The organism is Sinorhizobium americanum, assembly GCF_001651855.1.
Lineage (GTDB): Bacteria > Pseudomonadota > Alphaproteobacteria > Rhizobiales > Rhizobiaceae > Sinorhizobium > Sinorhizobium americanum.
Genome location: NZ_LNQC01000071.1, coordinates 182,420 through 198,127, shown reverse-complemented (window position 1 = coordinate 198,127; position 15,708 = coordinate 182,420). Strand labels below are relative to the sequence as shown.

At 62.6% G+C, this 15,708-nt stretch carries 9 protein-coding genes and 1 pseudogene; 5 read left to right on the top strand and 5 right to left on the bottom strand.

Annotated elements, in window-relative coordinates; all coding sequences use genetic code 11:
- Nucleotides 1-101 precede the first annotated feature (101 nt).
- Nucleotides 102-5,552 carry an alpha-2-macroglobulin family protein gene (locus ATC00_RS21480; RefSeq protein ID WP_064254323.1) on the top strand — a complete coding sequence of 1,817 codons (5,451 nt, stop codon included), beginning with the start codon at nt 102-104 and terminating at the stop codon, nt 5,550-5,552.
- Nucleotides 5,553-5,803: 251 nt separating this feature from the next.
- The gene (pbpC, locus tag ATC00_RS21475) at nt 5,804-7,945 is read left to right on the top strand and encodes a penicillin-binding protein 1C (RefSeq protein ID WP_064254322.1); all 2,142 of its coding nucleotides are present in this window, start codon (nt 5,804-5,806) and stop codon (nt 7,943-7,945) included.
- 72 nt (nt 7,946-8,017) lie between these two features.
- On the opposite strand, the gene ATC00_RS21470 is transcribed toward pbpC, so the two are convergent.
- Nucleotides 8,018-8,323 carry a DUF982 domain-containing protein gene (locus ATC00_RS21470; RefSeq protein ID WP_064254321.1) on the bottom strand — a complete coding sequence of 102 codons (306 nt, stop codon included), beginning with the start codon at nt 8,321-8,323 and terminating at the stop codon, nt 8,018-8,020.
- A 279-nt stretch (nt 8,324-8,602) separates the two neighbouring features.
- Here ATC00_RS21470 and ATC00_RS21465 point away from each other — a divergent pair, with 279 nt between their 5' ends.
- On the top strand, nt 8,603-9,082 hold the full coding sequence (locus ATC00_RS21465; protein ID WP_064254377.1) for an Hsp20 family protein: 480 nt from the start codon (nt 8,603-8,605) through the stop codon (nt 9,080-9,082).
- A gap of 177 nt (nt 9,083-9,259) precedes the next feature.
- Here the strand turns inward: ATC00_RS21465 and guaD are convergent, their stop codons facing one another.
- Both guaD and ATC00_RS21455 read right to left on the bottom strand, forming a co-directional pair.
- On the bottom strand, nt 9,260-10,606 hold the full coding sequence (guaD, locus tag ATC00_RS21460; protein ID WP_064254320.1) for a guanine deaminase: 1,347 nt from the start codon (nt 10,604-10,606) through the stop codon (nt 9,260-9,262).
- On the bottom strand, nt 10,603-11,841 hold the full coding sequence (locus ATC00_RS21455) for a urate hydroxylase PuuD (RefSeq protein ID WP_064254319.1): 1,239 nt from the start codon (nt 11,839-11,841) through the stop codon (nt 10,603-10,605). Before ATC00_RS21455 ends, guaD begins: the two co-directional genes overlap by 4 nt.
- A 252-nt stretch (nt 11,842-12,093) precedes the next feature.
- Here ATC00_RS21455 and ATC00_RS21450 point away from each other — a divergent pair, with 252 nt between their 5' ends.
- A complete protein-coding gene (locus tag ATC00_RS21450; RefSeq protein WP_064254318.1) occupies nt 12,094-13,044 on the top strand; it encodes a LysR family transcriptional regulator in 951 nt (316 codons plus the stop codon).
- A gap of 183 nt (nt 13,045-13,227) precedes the next feature.
- Here the strand turns inward: ATC00_RS21450 and ATC00_RS21445 are convergent, their stop codons facing one another.
- Together ATC00_RS21445 and ATC00_RS21440 are read right to left on the bottom strand one after the other, a co-directional pair.
- The gene (locus ATC00_RS21445; protein ID WP_173827782.1) at nt 13,228-14,205 is read right to left on the bottom strand and encodes a threonine/serine dehydratase; all 978 of its coding nucleotides are present in this window, start codon (nt 14,203-14,205) and stop codon (nt 13,228-13,230) included.
- The gene (locus ATC00_RS21440; protein WP_064254316.1) at nt 14,205-15,197 is read right to left on the bottom strand and encodes an ornithine cyclodeaminase family protein; all 993 of its coding nucleotides are present in this window, start codon (nt 15,195-15,197) and stop codon (nt 14,205-14,207) included. Before ATC00_RS21440 ends, ATC00_RS21445 begins: the two co-directional genes overlap by 1 nt.
- Nucleotides 15,198-15,551: 354 nt before the next feature.
- Here ATC00_RS21440 and ATC00_RS32270 point away from each other — a divergent pair.
- Nucleotides 15,552-15,698 (top strand): annotated as a pseudogene (locus ATC00_RS32270) (LysR family transcriptional regulator); the annotation flags it as partial.
- Between the last annotated feature and the right edge of the window lie 10 nt (nt 15,699-15,708).

Sequence of the window (15,708 nt, the reverse complement as noted above, 5' to 3'; positions counted from 1 at the left end):
GACGAATCCTTCTGGTTGCAAAGCTCTTTGTTGACAACGCTCTTCGAAGGTTGAAAGAGTGGTGCTCACTCGAAGCGGGCAGCGTGGGGAGGACTTTGTCGATGCGCGCGTTTCTCGGACTTACCACCCTTCTCTTCGCGCTTCTTTCCCTTGGCACCCCGGCCGCAGCCGCCGAAGCTGACCGCAAGGTCGAGGTGACCAGCGATGCCGATTATTTCGGCTTCGATCTGCGCACGGAGCAGAATGTTTCGCTCGACGAGTGTCAGGCAAGCTGCATCGCCGACCGCGCCTGCAGGGCCTTCACCTATAATCCAAAGGTGAAGTGGTGTTTTCTCAAGTCCGACTTCAACCAGCTGAACACGTTCAAGGGCGCCATCGCCGGCAAGGTCGTCGAGACCGCCGCGGGCGAACCGGATCTCGGCGCCCCCCCTCGCCTGTCCTTCGTCTCGGACGACCTCCTGCAGCAGGCGCGCGACGTCAAGGCCGGGCTCGCTCTGGCAGACGATCAACTGGGCTTCGGCGTCAACGGGTTGATCGAAACGGCACGCAACGAGTTGACAGCCGGCAACTTTGTTGGGGCGCTCAAGGCCTTCCGTGGCGCGCTGGCGATCACCCCAGAGGATGGGAATTTATGGCTGGAGACCGCTCGGACCGCCAACCGGTTTAGCGGCGGTACGGATCTGGCAAGCGAGGCGGCCCTTTCCGCGCTCAACGGCTATCAACTGACGAGGACGACGCAGAGCCGCGCCGATGCACTCGCCATCCTCGCCCAAGCGCTGGACAACCTGCAGAACTACCGAGCCGCGCTCCAGGCCTACAAGGCCAGCCTCGAACTCGTACAGGCCAAGACCGTCGAGACGGCCTATCTCGACCTCAAGGCGCGCCAGGGCTTCCGCGTCACGGGCCACACGATCGATGCGGATGGTGCAAGCCCGCGCGCCTGCGTCCAATTCTCCGAACAGTTACTGAAGAACGGCCCCGACTACGCCTCCTTCGTGACGCTCGATGGCGCCGCCCCGAAGGCGGTCGAGGCCAAGGGCAGCGAAATCTGCGTCGAGGGGCTCAAGCACGGCCAGCGCTACAAGCTGGCCTTGAGGCCGGGCCTGCCCTCGTCGGTCGACGAAGTCATCGAAACGCCGGTCAGCCTCGACATCTATGTCAAGGACCGTGCACCGATGGTGCGCTTCACCGGCGACAGCTTCGTGCTGCCGTCGACCGCGCGGCGCGGCATCCCGATCGTCTCGGTCAATACGGAAAGCGCCAACCTCAAGCTCTATCGCATCGGCGACCGCAGCATCTCGTCTTTGCTGACAAGCTCCCAGTTCCTCACCCAGCTCGATGGCTATAGTGCTGAGCGCATCGAGACCGAGAGCGGCGAGCTCGTCTGGCAAGGCAGCATCGACATAAAGACCGACCTTAACAAGGAAGTGGTGACGAGCTTCCCGGTCGACGAGGCGCTGCCGAAGCGTAAACCCGGCGTCTATGTTTTGACCGCCGCTTCCGCGACGGCGCTCAGCCAGGATTGGGACGCGCGCGCCACGCAATGGTTCGTCGTCTCCGATATCGGCATCTCGACCTATGCCGGAACCGATGGGCTCACCGTCTTTGCCCGCTCGCTCGCCAGCGCCAAGCCACTGGCCGACGTCGAGCTGCAGCTGGTCGCCAAGAACAATGAAGTGCTCGGCACTGCAACCACCGATGGCGAAGGCCGCGCCGTCTTTGCTGCCGGCCTGATTCGCGGCACGGCGAGTATGACGCCGGCCGTCATTACGGCGCGGCAAGGCGACGACGATTATGTCTTCCTCGACATGACACGTGCCGGCTTCGATCTCTCCGACCGGGGCGTCACCGGCCGCGCCGCACCCGGCGCTATCGACATCTATACCTGGACCGAACGCGGCATCTACCGCGTCGGCGAGACGGTGCATGCCGCGGCCCTCGCCCGCGACGTCAACGGCCAGGCAATCGAAAACCTGCCGCTCACCTTCGTGTTCCTGCGCCCGGATGGAGTCGAGGACCGCCGTATGGTCAGCAATGGCGGCAAGCTCGGCGGCCATACGCTCGATCTGCCCGTCCCGGAAAATGCGATGCGCGGCACCTGGACGATGCAGATCTTCACCGACCCCAAGGGCTCCGCGATCGGCGAGAAGCAGTTCCTCGTCGATGACTTCGTGCCCGACCGTACCGAATTCGACCTGACGAGCGAGTCGAAGACCATCGAAGTCGGCACGCCGATCGAGGTAGCGGTCGACGGCCGCTTTCTCTATGGGGCGCCGGCTGCAGGCCTGACACTCGAAGGCGAGGTTGCGGTCAAGCCGACGCGTGAGAGCGAAGCCTTCAAGGGATATTTGTTCGGCCTCGCCGACGAAGAGGCAAGCGAAGATACCCGCGTGCCGCTCGAAGGGCTCGAACCGCTCGACGAGGACGGCAAGGCCGTCTTTGCCGTCGATCTCGGCGAGGTGCCGGCGACGACCCAATTGCTCGATGCCACGGTCACCGTGCGCATGCGCGAGGCCGGCGGCCGCGCCGTCGAGCGCGCATTGACGCTGCCCGTCCAGCCGGACGGGCCGATGATCGGCATCAAGCCGGAATTTTCCGGCGACCTTGCCGAGAATTCGGTTGGCAAATTCCATGTCATCGCCATCGACGCCAATGGCGCGAAGGTGGCCATGCCCGACCTCTTCTGGAAGCTGATCAGCGTCGAGCGGAACTACCAATGGTATCGCGACGGAAGCGCCTGGAAGTACGAGCCGGTCATCTCCACGAAGCAGGTGGCGAACGGGACCGTCGACTTGACCGAGGACGGAGCGTCCGTCGCCGTTCCGGTCGGCTGGGGCCGCTATCGTTTGGAAATCGAGACCGCTGCGGCCGATGGCCCGACCTCCAGCGTCGAGTTCGATGCCGGCTGGTATGTCGAGGCCACCTCGACGGAAACGCCGGACGGACTCGAGATCGCACTCGACAAGGAAAATTACGCGGTCGGAGAGACCGCGAAGCTCAAGGTCTCACCGCGCTTTGCCGGCGAATTGCTGGTGACCGTAGGCACGGAAAACCTGATCGCGACGAAGACCGCAACGATCGCCGAGACCGGCGGCGAAGTGGAACTGCCCGTAACCGCCGAATGGGGCGCCGGCGCCTATGTGACGGCGACGCTCTATCGGCCCGGCGATGCTCAGGAGAGCCGCATGCCGATGCGGGCGATCGGCATCAAGTGGCTTGCCGTCGACCCGGCCGATCGCAAGCTTGCAGTCAGTCTCGACGCTCCCGAGAAGACCCAGCCGCGCCAACCCCTCGAGATCAACCTCCAGGTTCGCGGCGCCGGCGCCAACGAGGACGCTTACGTCACGGTTGCCGCCGTCGATGTCGGCATCCTGAACCTGACGCGCTACGAAGCTCCCGACCCGGATGGCTGGTATTTCGGCCAGAGACGGCTCGGCCTTGAAATCCGCGACCTCTACGGTCGCCTCATCGACGGTTCGCTCGGCGCCACCGGCCGATTGCGCACCGGCGGCGACGGCGGCCAGATGCCGCTGCAGGGCAGCCCGCCGACCGAAAAGCTGGTTGCCTTCTTCTCCGGGCCGGTGAAGCTCGACGCCGAAGGCACGGCGCATGTGCGCTTCGACATCCCGCAGTTCAACGGCACGGCCCGCGTCATGGCGGTCGCCTGGACGAAGTCCGGCGTCGGCCATGCGGTGAAGGACGTCGTCATCCGCGACCCGATCGTCGTCACTGCCAGCCTGCCGAAGTTCCTGGCGCCCGGAGACCGGGCCGGCCTCAGGCTTGACATCGCCAACACGGATGGTCCGGCCGGCGATTATCAGTTGCAGGTAACGACCAATGGTCCGGCCAGCGTCGAGCAGATCGGGCCATCTCAGACGGTGCAGCTCGGTTCCAGCGGCAAATCCACCGTGACGCTGCCGCTCACCGGTCAGTATCCGGGCAACGGCCTTGTCACTGTCACCCTCGCGAACGCCGAAGGCCTGTCGCTGGAGCAGGCGGTGAATATCCCGGTTCGGCCGGCCGCACTGCCGATCACGCAGCGCCAGGTCGTCAACATCGCCGCCGGCAGCAGCCTGACGGTCGACGATCAATTGCTTGCCGACAGTCTGCTGCAGGGCGCTTCGGTGAGCCTCAACGTGACCCGTTCGGCCGCCTTCGACATCCCGGCGCTGCTGATGTCGCTCGACCGCTACCCCTACGGCTGCGCCGAACAGACGACGAGCCGCGCCTTGCCGCTGCTTTATCTCAGCGAGCTCTCGAAACAATCCGGGCTTGCCGAGGACGGCGAGGTTGCAAAGCGGGTGCAGGAGGCGATCTACCGCGTACTTTCCTACCAGTCCTCCTCCGGCAGCTTCGGCCTCTGGAGCCCCGGTTCCGGCGATCTCTGGCTGGACGCCTATGTCACCGACTTCCTGACCCGCGCCCGCGAGCAGAAGTTCGATGTGCCGGAACAGGCAATGGTACAGGCGCTCGAAAATCTGCAGAACGCGCTGAGTTACGAGACCAATGTCAAGGACCGCGGCAACGAGATCGCCTATGCGCTCTACGTGCTCGCCCGCAACCGCAAGGCCGCGATCAGCGACCTGCGCTACTATGCAGATACGCTGCTTGGCGATTTCCCGACGCCGCTTGCCAAGGCGCATATCGCCGCGGCACTCGCGCTCTACGGCGATGGCGGGCGCTCGCAGGATATCTTCGCGGCGGCCGTCAACATGTCGACCGGCCTCGTCAATGTCAGCCTCGCCCGATCCGACTATGGCTCGTCGCTGCGCGACGACGCGGCGGTGCTGGCGCTCGCGGCCGAAAGCCGGCCCGTGCCGCCGATCATCCCGGAGCTCTCGAAAATCGTCGCCAGGGAGTGGGAACAGGCCCGCTACACCAGTACCCAGGAACAGGCCTGGATGCTGCTCGCCGCGCGCGCCGTACAGGGTGGCGACGCGGATATGCGGCTCGAGGTCAATGGCGCCCAGCGCACCGGCAGCTATGCCGCGCGGATCACCGGCGACGCCCTGATCGAGCATCCGGTCGTGATCCGCAACAACGGCACCGACGCCGTCTCCGCCGTGGTCACGACCGTAGCGGCGCCCGCCCAGCCGCTCTCGGCCGGCGGCGACGGCTTCGCCATCGAGCGGACCTATTACACGCTAGACGGTGCCGAGGCCAATGTCAGTGAGGCGCGGCAGAACGAGCGCTATGTGGTCGTGCTGAAGGTCACCGAATCCAACGACTGGCCGTCCCGCGTGCTGATCACCGATCTCCTGCCGGCCGGGTTCGAGATCGACAATCCGAGCCTCGTTGACAGTGCCCAGCTCTCGAATTTCGAATGGATCGGCGAGGTTCAGGCCGCCCACACCGAATTCCGCAGCGACCGCTTCGTCGCGGCCTTCGACCGTTCGACCGGCGACAACCGTGAAATCACCCTCGCCTATGTGGTGCGCGCGGTGACGCCGGGGACGTACGACCATCCGGCCGCAAGCGTCGAGGACATGTACCGGCCGCAGTTCTCGGCCCGCACAGCGACGGGCCGCATGGAGGTGCTGGCGGCACAGTAGGACGCGCGATGTTCTTCCGGCAGTTGCTTGAACGAATGGGAGTAAACCGCGATGGCGTCGGCGCGGGATCACCCCCCTCTGCCCTGCCGGGCATCTCCCCCACAAGGGGGGAGATCAGGGATGCGGCGGCCCACTCTACACTACGGGACGAGCTCGAGGCCTATCCACCGGCTCTAGACCGAGCCACCAAATCCGGCAAGTTGTTGAGACCGAGGCCCAACCACTCGGCGATCTCCCTCCTTGTGGGGGAGATGTCCGGCAGGGCAGAGGGGGGTAGCGCCGGTCCTATCAATTCCGACAATCCCCGAAGACCGCGGCGTTGCCATGCCATCATCACGCTGTCGATCGGCCTCGTCCTGACCGCGCTTGTGGCCCTCGGCCTCGAATGGGTTGACCGGGCGTTCCCGCCGCCGCTCCAGCACGCCCAGGTCTTCTCACGCGAAGTCGTCGACAAGGATGGGCAGCTGCTGCGCGCCTTCGCCACGCCGGACGGCCGCTGGCGACTGAAGACGACGGTGGCGGATGTCGACCCGCGTTTCCTCGAGATGCTGGTGGCCTATGAGGATCAGCGGTTTTACGAGCACCACGGCGTCGATCCGCTGGCGCTCGGCCGCGCGGCGCTGCAATTCGTCACCAATGGCCGGATCGTGTCCGGCGCCTCGACGCTTTCTATGCAGGTGGCGCGGCTGATCGAGCCGCGCGAGCGTCGGACATGGACGGCGAAGCTGTTGCAGGTTGCGCGCGCCATCCAGATCGAGCGGCGCCTCAGCAAAGATCAGATCCTCAACCTTTATCTCACCCATGCCCCCTACGGCGGCAATCTCGAAGGCGTGCGTGCCGCAAGCCTCGCCTGGTTCGGCGAGGAGCCGCGCCGCCTCTCGGTTGGCGAGGCGGCCCTGCTCGTCGCGCTGCCGCAGTTGCCCGAGAAGCGTCGCCCGGACCTCAACCTCGCGGCCGCCGATGCCGCGCGAGAGCGGGTGCTCGGCCGCGCCGCCGTCGCCAAGGTCATCGGCAAAGGCGAGGCGGAGCGGGCGGCGATGACCGCCATACCGACCCGCCGCCTGCAACTGCCGGCCCATGCGGCGCATCTGGCGGAAGCCGCGCTGCGCAAGGCCCCGAAGGCGCTTCGCCACGAGACGACGCTCCGTCGCGAGATCCAGCGCGGACTGGAAGCGGTGGCGCGGGAGGGCGCCGAGCGGTTGGGCCCGAAAGTGTCGGTGGCAATGGTCATGGCCGATGTGAAAACCGGTTGGATCATCGGCGAAGTCGGTTCCGCCGATTATTTTGACGCAAGCCGCTCCGGCTGGATCGACATGACCAGGGTCATCCGGTCGCCCGGATCGACGCTGAAGCCTTTCATCTATGGGCTTGCCTTCGAGGAGGGCCTCGTCGGCCAGGAGACGATCATCGAGGACCGGCCGGCGGATTTCTTCGGCTATCGGCCGCGCAACTTCGATATGAGCTACCAGGGCGATGTCAGCGTACGTGAAGCGCTTCAGCTTTCGCTCAACGTGCCGGCGATCCGGCTGCTGGATGCGGTCGGGCCGTCGCGGCTGATGGTGCGCTTCCGCCGTGCCGACGTGCGGCCGAAGCTGCCGCCGAACGAAGCACCGGGATTGGCCATCGGCCTCGGCGGTGTCGGCATCACGCTTCGCGATCTCGTCCAGCTCTACGCGGGCCTTGCCAACCGCGGCTGGCCGGTCCGGCTCGGCGACGGCATTGAAGGCCAGCCGGGGCTGATCGATGGCGAGCCGCTGCTTTCGACGGTGGCGACCTGGCAGGTCGCCGATATCCTCTCCGGCGTGCTGCCTCCGGCCGGAAGCCGTCAGCGCGGCATCGCTTACAAGACGGGCACAAGCTATGGCTATCGCGATGCATGGTCGGTCGGATTTGACGGCCGTTACGTGCTCGGAGTCTGGGTCGGCCGACCGGACAATGGAGCTGTGCCCGGATTGACCGGCTATGGCGCTGCCGCGCCGATCCTCTTTGACGCGTTCGCCAAGACCGGGATTGCCATTACGCCGCTGCCGGATGCACCGGCCGGCGCCGTCCGCCTCGACCAGGCCGACCTGCCGATCGGTCAAAGGCGCTTCTCGTTGACGGCGAACGGTTTGCCATCGACATCGATACGCGAGGCCGCACCGCAGATCGTCTTCCCGCCGGAGGGAGCCCGCGTCGATCTCGGCGCCAACGCTGGATCGACGATGATGCCCTTGACGCTGAAATTGCAGGGCGGCCGGGCACCGTTCCGCTGGCTGGCGAATGGTCAACCGCTGCCGGACGTGACGCGCCGCCGCGTCAGCCAATGGCTGCCCGATGGCGGCGGCTATTCGACGCTGACCGTCATCGATGCCTTGGGCCGCGCTTCTACCGTGCGGGTTTTCGTTGAATAATTGATACCCAGGCGCAGAGCGGCGGAAGCCATGGTCGGAAGGCCGCAGCGCTTCCGACCAATCGTACTATTATCAGGCTGACATTGCAGTCTTTGCTTCGGCGCCTCGCGGTTCGTGGCACGGCGTCACCATCACCAGTGGCATACCCGCCTCCAGGCAGGCCGCAATGAAGGCCTCCCGAGCCACCGCCGCCGGGGTCATCCTGTTCAGAGCCCGGAGGCAGGTGCGCAGCGCGCGCTCGTAGCGCTCTCCTCTGCGCAGCGGCCACTCGTTCTCGAGAAAATCGACGGCCTCGTAAACGGACGTAAAGGTCCGCTCCAATCCGTTCGAAAGGCGCACTGTCAGGGGGATCGTCCAGGGAATCTCATTGAGAAGCATTTTTTCCTCCTTTCTGATGCCATCAATGGATCGCACGCACAGAGATATTTGGCGTCGAAAAGCTGGATTCAAGATCCCCCAAGCCCGAGCCGCGCACTCCGTCTCGGCGCCGCCGCAAGGTGCCCGAGAAGCGGTCAAATGGGCGTGAGATGCCTCTTGAATCTACGGTTTGAGTGACTAAATCGATTGTGTGGGCCGCCTTTCAGGGGCCTTGCAGTCGAGGAGCTCCGGCCTCTTCGGCGCTCCTCATCGACCATGTTGCTCAAGGAGGATATGGCTATGAGAACAACCTTCGATTTTTCGCCGCTGTCACGCTCCAGCGTGGGCTTCGACCACTTGTTCGAGCTGCTCGGTTCGGCAGACCGCATGGCGCCGGCCGACAACTGGCCGCCATACGACATCATGCGACTTGGCGAGAGCCAGTATCGCATAGCAATGTCGGTTGCGGGCTTCAGCCCGGACGAACTCACCATCACGCACGAGCAGCGGCTGCTCGTCGTCAGCGGTGAGAAAGCCGACGAGGACAATGCGGAATATCTCTATCGCGGCATTGCCGCCCGCAACTTCGAGCGCCGCTTCCAGCTTGCCGATTACGTGATGGTCACCGGCGCAAACCTCGCCAACGGTTTGCTGACAATCGATCTCGTCCGCGAGCTTCCCGAGCAGATGAAACCGCGGCGCATCGATATCCAGCAGACCGACGCGCTGCCCGCCGGCGAGGCGAACAAGCAGATCGAGGGCGACAAGCACGCCGCCTAGCAGCGGACGGCGAGGAAATCCCGCCGAGGCGCCGGCGATGTCGGCACTTCGGCCTCACAGAGTTAGAGGGGCGGGACTGGAATCCCCACATCCCGCTCCATCGCTAAAAGATTTCAAATATTTATCACGGCTTTTTAACTTCCGAACTCCAGGTCGGAGTCTGCCAACCGTCGCCGCCTATACCAGCGCTGCCGCTCTTTCAATCAGAGTCTTGGCTTGCTCTCTCCTGCCGCGCTTCATCGGCCGCCCTGCCACGTAGACTTCGGCGACGCAGCGATCGTCGCCCATCGTCTGCAGGACGAAGAGCTCTTCCGCGAGCGACGACGCCACCTGCATCCTGAGCTCCATCGCCGGCTTGGCACGGCTGTCGAGGATGACGATGTCGGCGTCCGCCCCGGCATGCAGCGAACCGATCCGGTGCTCGAGGTCGAGTGCTCGGGCATTGCCGAGCGTCATCATGTAAAAGGAGTTGAGCGGCGAGAGACGCTGGCCCTGCAAGTGCAGCACCTTGTAGGCCTCGTCCATCGTTTCCAGCATCGAGAAGCTGGTTCCGGCGCCGACATCGGTTGCGACCGAATGGCGAGCGCCGAGCCTGTCGAAGCGGTCCCGATCGAACAGGCCGCTGCCGAGGAAGAGGTTCGAGGTCGGGCAGAACACACCGACCGCACCCGTTTCGGCGAGCACCGATATTTCCCGGTCGCTCATATAGATGCAGTGACCGAGGAGCGTCTTCCGGCCCAAAAGGTCATAACTGGTGTAGATATCCGTATAGTCCTGTGCTCCCGGATAGAGCGAGGTCGCAAAAGCGATCTCGTCCCTGTTCTCGGAAAGATGCGTCTGCACGTAGCAATCCGGATGCTCGGCGACGAGCGCCCGGCTCATCTCCATCTGCTCGGGTGTCGAGGTGATGGCGAAGCGCGGGCTGATCGCGTAATGCGCCCGGCCCCGGCCGTGCCACTTCCCGATCAGGTGCTTGGTTTCGTCATAGCCTTTCTGAGGCGTGTCGCGCAGCGCCTCGGGAGCATTGCGATCCATCATCACCTTGCCGCCGATCATCAGCATGTTGCGCTCCTCGGCTGCCGTGAAGAAGGCTTCGACGCTTTCCGGATGCACCGAGCAATAGGCGACGGCCGTCGTCGTGCCGTTGGAGAGAAGCTCGTCCATGAAGCGGCCGGCGATGAAGGCGGCGTGTTGCGATTCCTGGAATTTCTGCTCCTCGACGAAGATATAGGTGTTCAGCCATTCGAGAAGTTGCGCCCCATAGGAGGCGATCGCCTGGGTCTGCGGGAAATGCAGGTGCGTATCGATCAGACCCGGCAGGACGAGATTGGGGCGGTGATCGGCGATGCTGATGCCGCTGCCGGCTCTCTTCGCCAGGTCCGCATAAGTGCCGACATCGGCGACCTTGCCATTCCGGACGAGAACGGCGCCGTCCTCGTGATAGCGATAGGCGCCGGCATCGTCGATGCCCGCCGGCTCCCTGACGAAAGTCAGCACGCGGCCGCGGATCAGCACGTCACTCATTGAATCGTTCCTTCCTTAATGGCCGTCTCGTACCAGGTGGCGAGCAACTGCCGTTCCTCCTCGGTGACGCCTGTGACGTTGGCGGGCGGCATGGCGTGCGAACGCCCCGCCTGCAAATAGATTTCGCGGGCATGCTCGACGATATCGCCGTCGCTCTCGAGGACGACGCCCTTGGGTGGCACGACGATGCCCTCCCAGCCGGGCTCGCGCGCATGGCACATGGAGCAGCGGCCGAGCACCGTGTCACGCACCTTCGAGAAATCCGCCGCCGCGACGACGGCCTGCTCGGTAGTCGACGCCCTCGCCTCGCTTCCCTCGGTCAGGACCTTGGGCACCGTCGAAAGCCACATGATGACGATGAAGAGGAGCACCGTGACGAGCCAGGTCCAGGTCGGGCTGCCCTTGCGGGCGTGCTGGGTGTTGAACCAGTGGCGGATGGTGACGCCCATCAGAAAGACGAGCGAGGCGATGATCCAGTTGTACTCGGTGCCGAAGGCGAGCGGATAGTGGTTCGACAGCATTAGGAACAGAACAGGCAGCGTCAGGTAGTTGTTGTGCGTCGAACGCTGCTTCGCCTGCTTGCCAAGAGCGGGCTCCGGCGTGCGGCCGGCGATCAGGTCGGCGACCACCTTCTTCTGGTTCGGAATGATGATGAAGAACACGTTCGCCGACATGATCGTCGCCGTGAAGGCGCCGAGGTGCAGGTAGGCGGCGCGGCCGGTGAAGAGCTGGGTATAGCCCCAGGCGACGGCGACGAGGATGAAATAGAGCAGCACCATCAGCCGCGTGTTGTCGTTGCCGAGCGGCGAGCGACAGATCGTGTCATAGGCGAGCCAGCCGAAGGCGAGCGATGCCAGCGAGATGGCGATCGCCGTCGGCTTCGAGACGTCGAGCACGCTCGGATCGATGAGATAGAGATCGGCGCCGGCGTAATAGACAAGCGCCAGCATGCCGAAGCCGGAAAGCCAGGTGACGTAGGATTCCCATTTGAACCAGATCAGGTGCTCCGGCATGTTTTCCGGTGCGACGAGATATTTCTGGATGTGGTAGAAGCCGCCGCCATGGACCTGCCACTCCTCGCCATAGGCCCCGGCCGGAAGGTCTGGACGCTGCCTGAGCCCAAGGTCGAGCGCGACGAAGTAGAACGACGAGCCGATCCAGGCGATGCCGGTGATGACGTGCAGCCACCGCACCGCGAATGCCAGCCAGTCCCAGGCAATGGCATATTCGTACATAAGCGCCTCCCATTTCTCTAAAGCGTGTCGCGTTCAAACGAGTTGACGTGACGCGCTTTAGATCTTTGTCTTCAAGCATGCCGTTGCCCAAACCGCTTACGCACTTTTTGGGCGACATGCATTGGGCCGCATTATGTGTCATTGCTTGAGGGGGCGAGAAATGCCGCGAGATCACCAACTCTTTCAAAAAAAACTATAAAATGGACGCGTCATTGGCGCGGTAATCTGGGCCTGAGGAGCGGAGGCGGGAGCATGTCCTATCTCGATAATGTGCGCGTCTTCGTGCGCGTCGTGGAACTTGGAACGCTGTCGGCAGCCGGCCGCGACCAGCGCGTCACCCCGGCCGTTGCCAGCAACAGAATCAAGGAGTTGGAGCGGCATATGGGCGTGCGCCTGTTCAACCGCACCACCCGGAAGCTGACGCCGACGGAGCATGGCCGGGTCTTCTATGACGGTGCCGTGAAGATCCTCGAGGCGGTAAACGAGGCCGAAAGCGCCATTGCCGATCTGTCGCGCAATCCAAAGGGGGCCGTGCGGATTACCGCACCGCTCGGCATAGGTCGGCGATTGATCGCATCGGGCGTTCCCGAATTCCACGACCGCTATCCGGATATCGAGGTGCGGCTGCGCCTCTCCGACCGCAATGTCGATATCCTGAGCGAAGGCATCGATGTCGCCTTCCGACTCGGAATTCTCGAAGATTCTAACCTGCGCATGCGCGGCATCATGAATTGCGATCGGGTGCTCTGTGGCGCGCCAGGCTATTTCGAGAAGCGCGGCGTCCCACCGACGCCGGACGACCTCATCACCGGACACCACGACTGTCTGCTGCTGCGCTATCCCGGGTCGAAGGAATATTATTGGACGCTGCAGACGCCGGAGGGCGTACGCAAGTTCGAGGTCGGCGGTCCTTACGATTCCGATGACGGCGACGTGCTGACCCAATGGGCGCTCGACGGCCGCGGCATCATCAACAAGCCGCTTTTCGAGGTGAAGCAATATATCAACGAGGGCACGCTGGTCCCGATCCTCGAGGAGACGCCGCCACTCAGCGCGCAGCTCGCGGCGATTTATCCGCACAAGCGATTTCAGGATCCCAAGGTGCGGCTGATCATCGACTTCATGGCCGAGCGCTGCCAGCGGCTGATCGGCAAGATGCTGGCCGAACCCGTGGCGGCGCGGGTGCAGGAGACTGTGACGTAGAGTGGGGTCGGGTCGGAACGGGAACCTTTGGAGATCGTCCGGAAGGGCAGCTAGGGGCGAAGGAGTCCTTGTTCAGCAACTTGGTGGTGAAGCTGACGCTAGTCTCAGACACGAACTCGCGCTTAGGATGGAGAACGTTCGTCCCCAAGCTGATCGCCGAATGACGTTTCGGGGCCGCAGTGATTACCCCGCCACATTGTATATCTCGGCAAGGTCGCCTAGATCCCAGTTCCCGCCAGACAACACCGCACAGACTTTTTCATCGGTCTTGACGTTTATGCTGCCCGCCAACAGTGCTCCGACGCCTATCGAGGCGGCTGGTTCAGCGATCAATTTCGCATCCTTGGCAAGAGCGCGCATTCCGGCGATGATGTGCTCGTCGTCAACAAGAACAATCTCGTCCACATATTTTTCGATGATCGGATACGGGTTTTGACCCGGAACACTTAACCTCAAGCCATCCGCAATGGTGTTCTTCAAGGGAAGCGACGTGCGCTCCTTGTTTATCCGGCTGTGAAAATACTTCGGTGTCAAGGCAGGCTCTGCGCCAATAACGCGCACCGACGGCTTCGTTTCCTTGATGGCGGTCGCAATTCCCGAGATCAGGCCTCCGCCGCCCACGGGAACGATGACCGTATCTACATCGTCGAGATCCTCGAGTATTTCACAGCCGATCGTTCCCTGACCGGCCATCACGATGGGGTCCTCAAAAGCGTGAACAGCCGCGTATTTGTTTTCTTCGGCGATTTCATACACCCTTTTCCATCTGGCGGCGGTGTCGCCGTCGAAAAGAATAACTTCTGCCCCGAGGGCTTTTGTATTTTCGATCTTGATTTTGGGCGTGGTGACCGGAAGCACCAATATCGCTTTTACGCCGAGCATCCTGGCGGCATAAGCAAGACCCTGGGCATGATTGCCCGACGACGTCGCAATAATGCCGTTTGCGATCTCTTTTCTCGAGAGCGAGAGAGCCTTGTTCAGGGCGCCGCGGATCTTGAAGGCGCCCGTAATCTGCAGCGTTTCGGGTTTGAGGTATAGCTGACAACCAGCCGCTTTCTCGATTTTGTCAGCACGCAAGAGCGGCGTGTGCCTGACGTGCGGTTTCAGCCGTTCCCGGGCTTCACGGATGTCCTGGATGGTGGGGTAATTGCGCATAGTCATCACTCGAAAAATTGAAAGAACGTGCCGACGTTATTGGCTACGGCGTTCTGATAGATTTTGCTGGCTGTCGTATTGTCTTGTATGGCCATCCCCGTGGAATCGAAAATCGTGATTTCATCATCACTTTCTCGTCCCGGCTTCCATCCCAACAATACCTCGCCGATTTCGCCGTGGATGTCGTTTCTGGTGATGATGTTTCTATCCAACGGGTGCCAGGTCTCGCCCTTTTCGGTGCACTGAGAAATTGAGTCGACGACCAGTTTTGCGTTCCTGAAGAGCTCCGGATCCAGCTCTTGTTTGCCGCGTTGATCCGTGCCGATTGCAACGATGTGCGTGCCGGGCTTCACCCAATCCGCTTCCACAAGCGACCCTTTCCCGCGGGTCGTCGTGATCAGGATATCGGCCTGCTCAACGGCTTCTTTCTTGGAGTTGGCCATGATTACAGGAATGCCATACTCGCTTTCGATATCCGTCTTGTATTTGAAGAGCGTATCCCGGTTATTGTCCCATGCATGGAGCTCTTCGATCTTCATGATCTCGTTGATCGCCCGGATTTGCATCCGCGCCTGGTTTCCTGTCCCGACCGATGTAATTTTCCTGGCGTCTTTCCTTGCCAGTGCCTTCACGGAGACGGCTCCAGACGCACCGGTTCTGAGACCAAGGATCAGGCTTCCATCCATGACGCAAATCAACGCACCGCTCCTGGCATCAAACAGGAAAATGGTCGCCATGCCGTTGGGCACGCCATGTGCTGTCGGGTTGTCAAGGAACCCTCCCGAAGAGGCTTTCATGGAGATCACTTCATTGGCTTTGTAATACCCAAGCTTGAAGTCAATTTCCCCACGAGGCGACGGGAGATCTATTCCGATATAGTCGGGCTGTTCGACCTGATCGCTGTTAAATGCCTTGTATGCCTCTTCTACCGCGTCGATGACTTCCGTCATGCCGATCAGCCGTCTTACTTCATCCTTCTTAAGCAGCAGCGTTTTCATGCATGACCTCTGTCTTGGACTCATGTGATGCATCGGCGCAGCACGCCCTGTACCGCAATGACCATAGTGGGAGAGCGGGGAGACTGGTGGCCGTATTCGCCGTGACCTGAAGCAGATTATTTTGTATTGCACAGGAGCTTGGGCAGAGTGTTGCGACTGGCGTTGTTCCGAGCCTGGGCGTCAGCTTGTAGGCTCCGCCACAGTCGGCTTGAGATGCGGCGCGAGCGGCAAAGGCTAGTGCAACCACGTCGCGCACGGCCGTGCGTCGGGAGGAATTGCTGTCTTCTGCGGTTTACCGTGAACCCCTGAAGACACGGGCCCGGTATGACCACCCGAGATCATTCGCTCAGCACGCAGCTTGCGGCGATTTATCCGCACAAGCGGCTCCAGGATCCAAAGGTTCGCCTGATCATCGACTTCATGGCCGAGCGCTGTCAGCGGCTGATCGGCAAGATGCTGGCCGAGCCGGCGGCGGCGCGAATCCAGGAGACTGTGGGGTAGAAGGCTTTGG

Excerpts from the sequence above, each read along its gene's own strand:
- ATC00_RS21480 (WP_064254323.1), top strand. The coding sequence starts at position 102 with ATGCGCGCGTTTCTCGGACTTACCACCCTTCTCTTCGCGCTTCTTTCC.
- pbpC (WP_064254322.1), top strand. The coding sequence starts at position 5,804 with ATGTCCGGCAGGGCAGAGGGGGGTAGCGCCGGTCCTATCAATTCCGAC.
- ATC00_RS21470 (WP_064254321.1), bottom strand. The coding sequence starts at position 8,323 with ATGCTTCTCAATGAGATTCCCTGGACGATCCCCCTGACAGTGCGCCTT.
- ATC00_RS21465 (WP_064254377.1), top strand. The coding sequence starts at position 8,603 with ATGAGAACAACCTTCGATTTTTCGCCGCTGTCACGCTCCAGCGTGGGC.
- guaD (WP_064254320.1), bottom strand. The coding sequence starts at position 10,606 with ATGAGTGACGTGCTGATCCGCGGCCGCGTGCTGACTTTCGTCAGGGAG.
- ATC00_RS21455 (WP_064254319.1), bottom strand. The coding sequence starts at position 11,841 with ATGTACGAATATGCCATTGCCTGGGACTGGCTGGCATTCGCGGTGCGG.
- ATC00_RS21450 (WP_064254318.1), top strand. The coding sequence starts at position 12,094 with ATGTCCTATCTCGATAATGTGCGCGTCTTCGTGCGCGTCGTGGAACTT.
- ATC00_RS21445 (WP_173827782.1), bottom strand. The coding sequence starts at position 14,205 with ATGACTATGCGCAATTACCCCACCATCCAGGACATCCGTGAAGCCCGG.
- ATC00_RS21440 (WP_064254316.1), bottom strand. The coding sequence starts at position 15,197 with ATGAAAACGCTGCTGCTTAAGAAGGATGAAGTAAGACGGCTGATCGGC.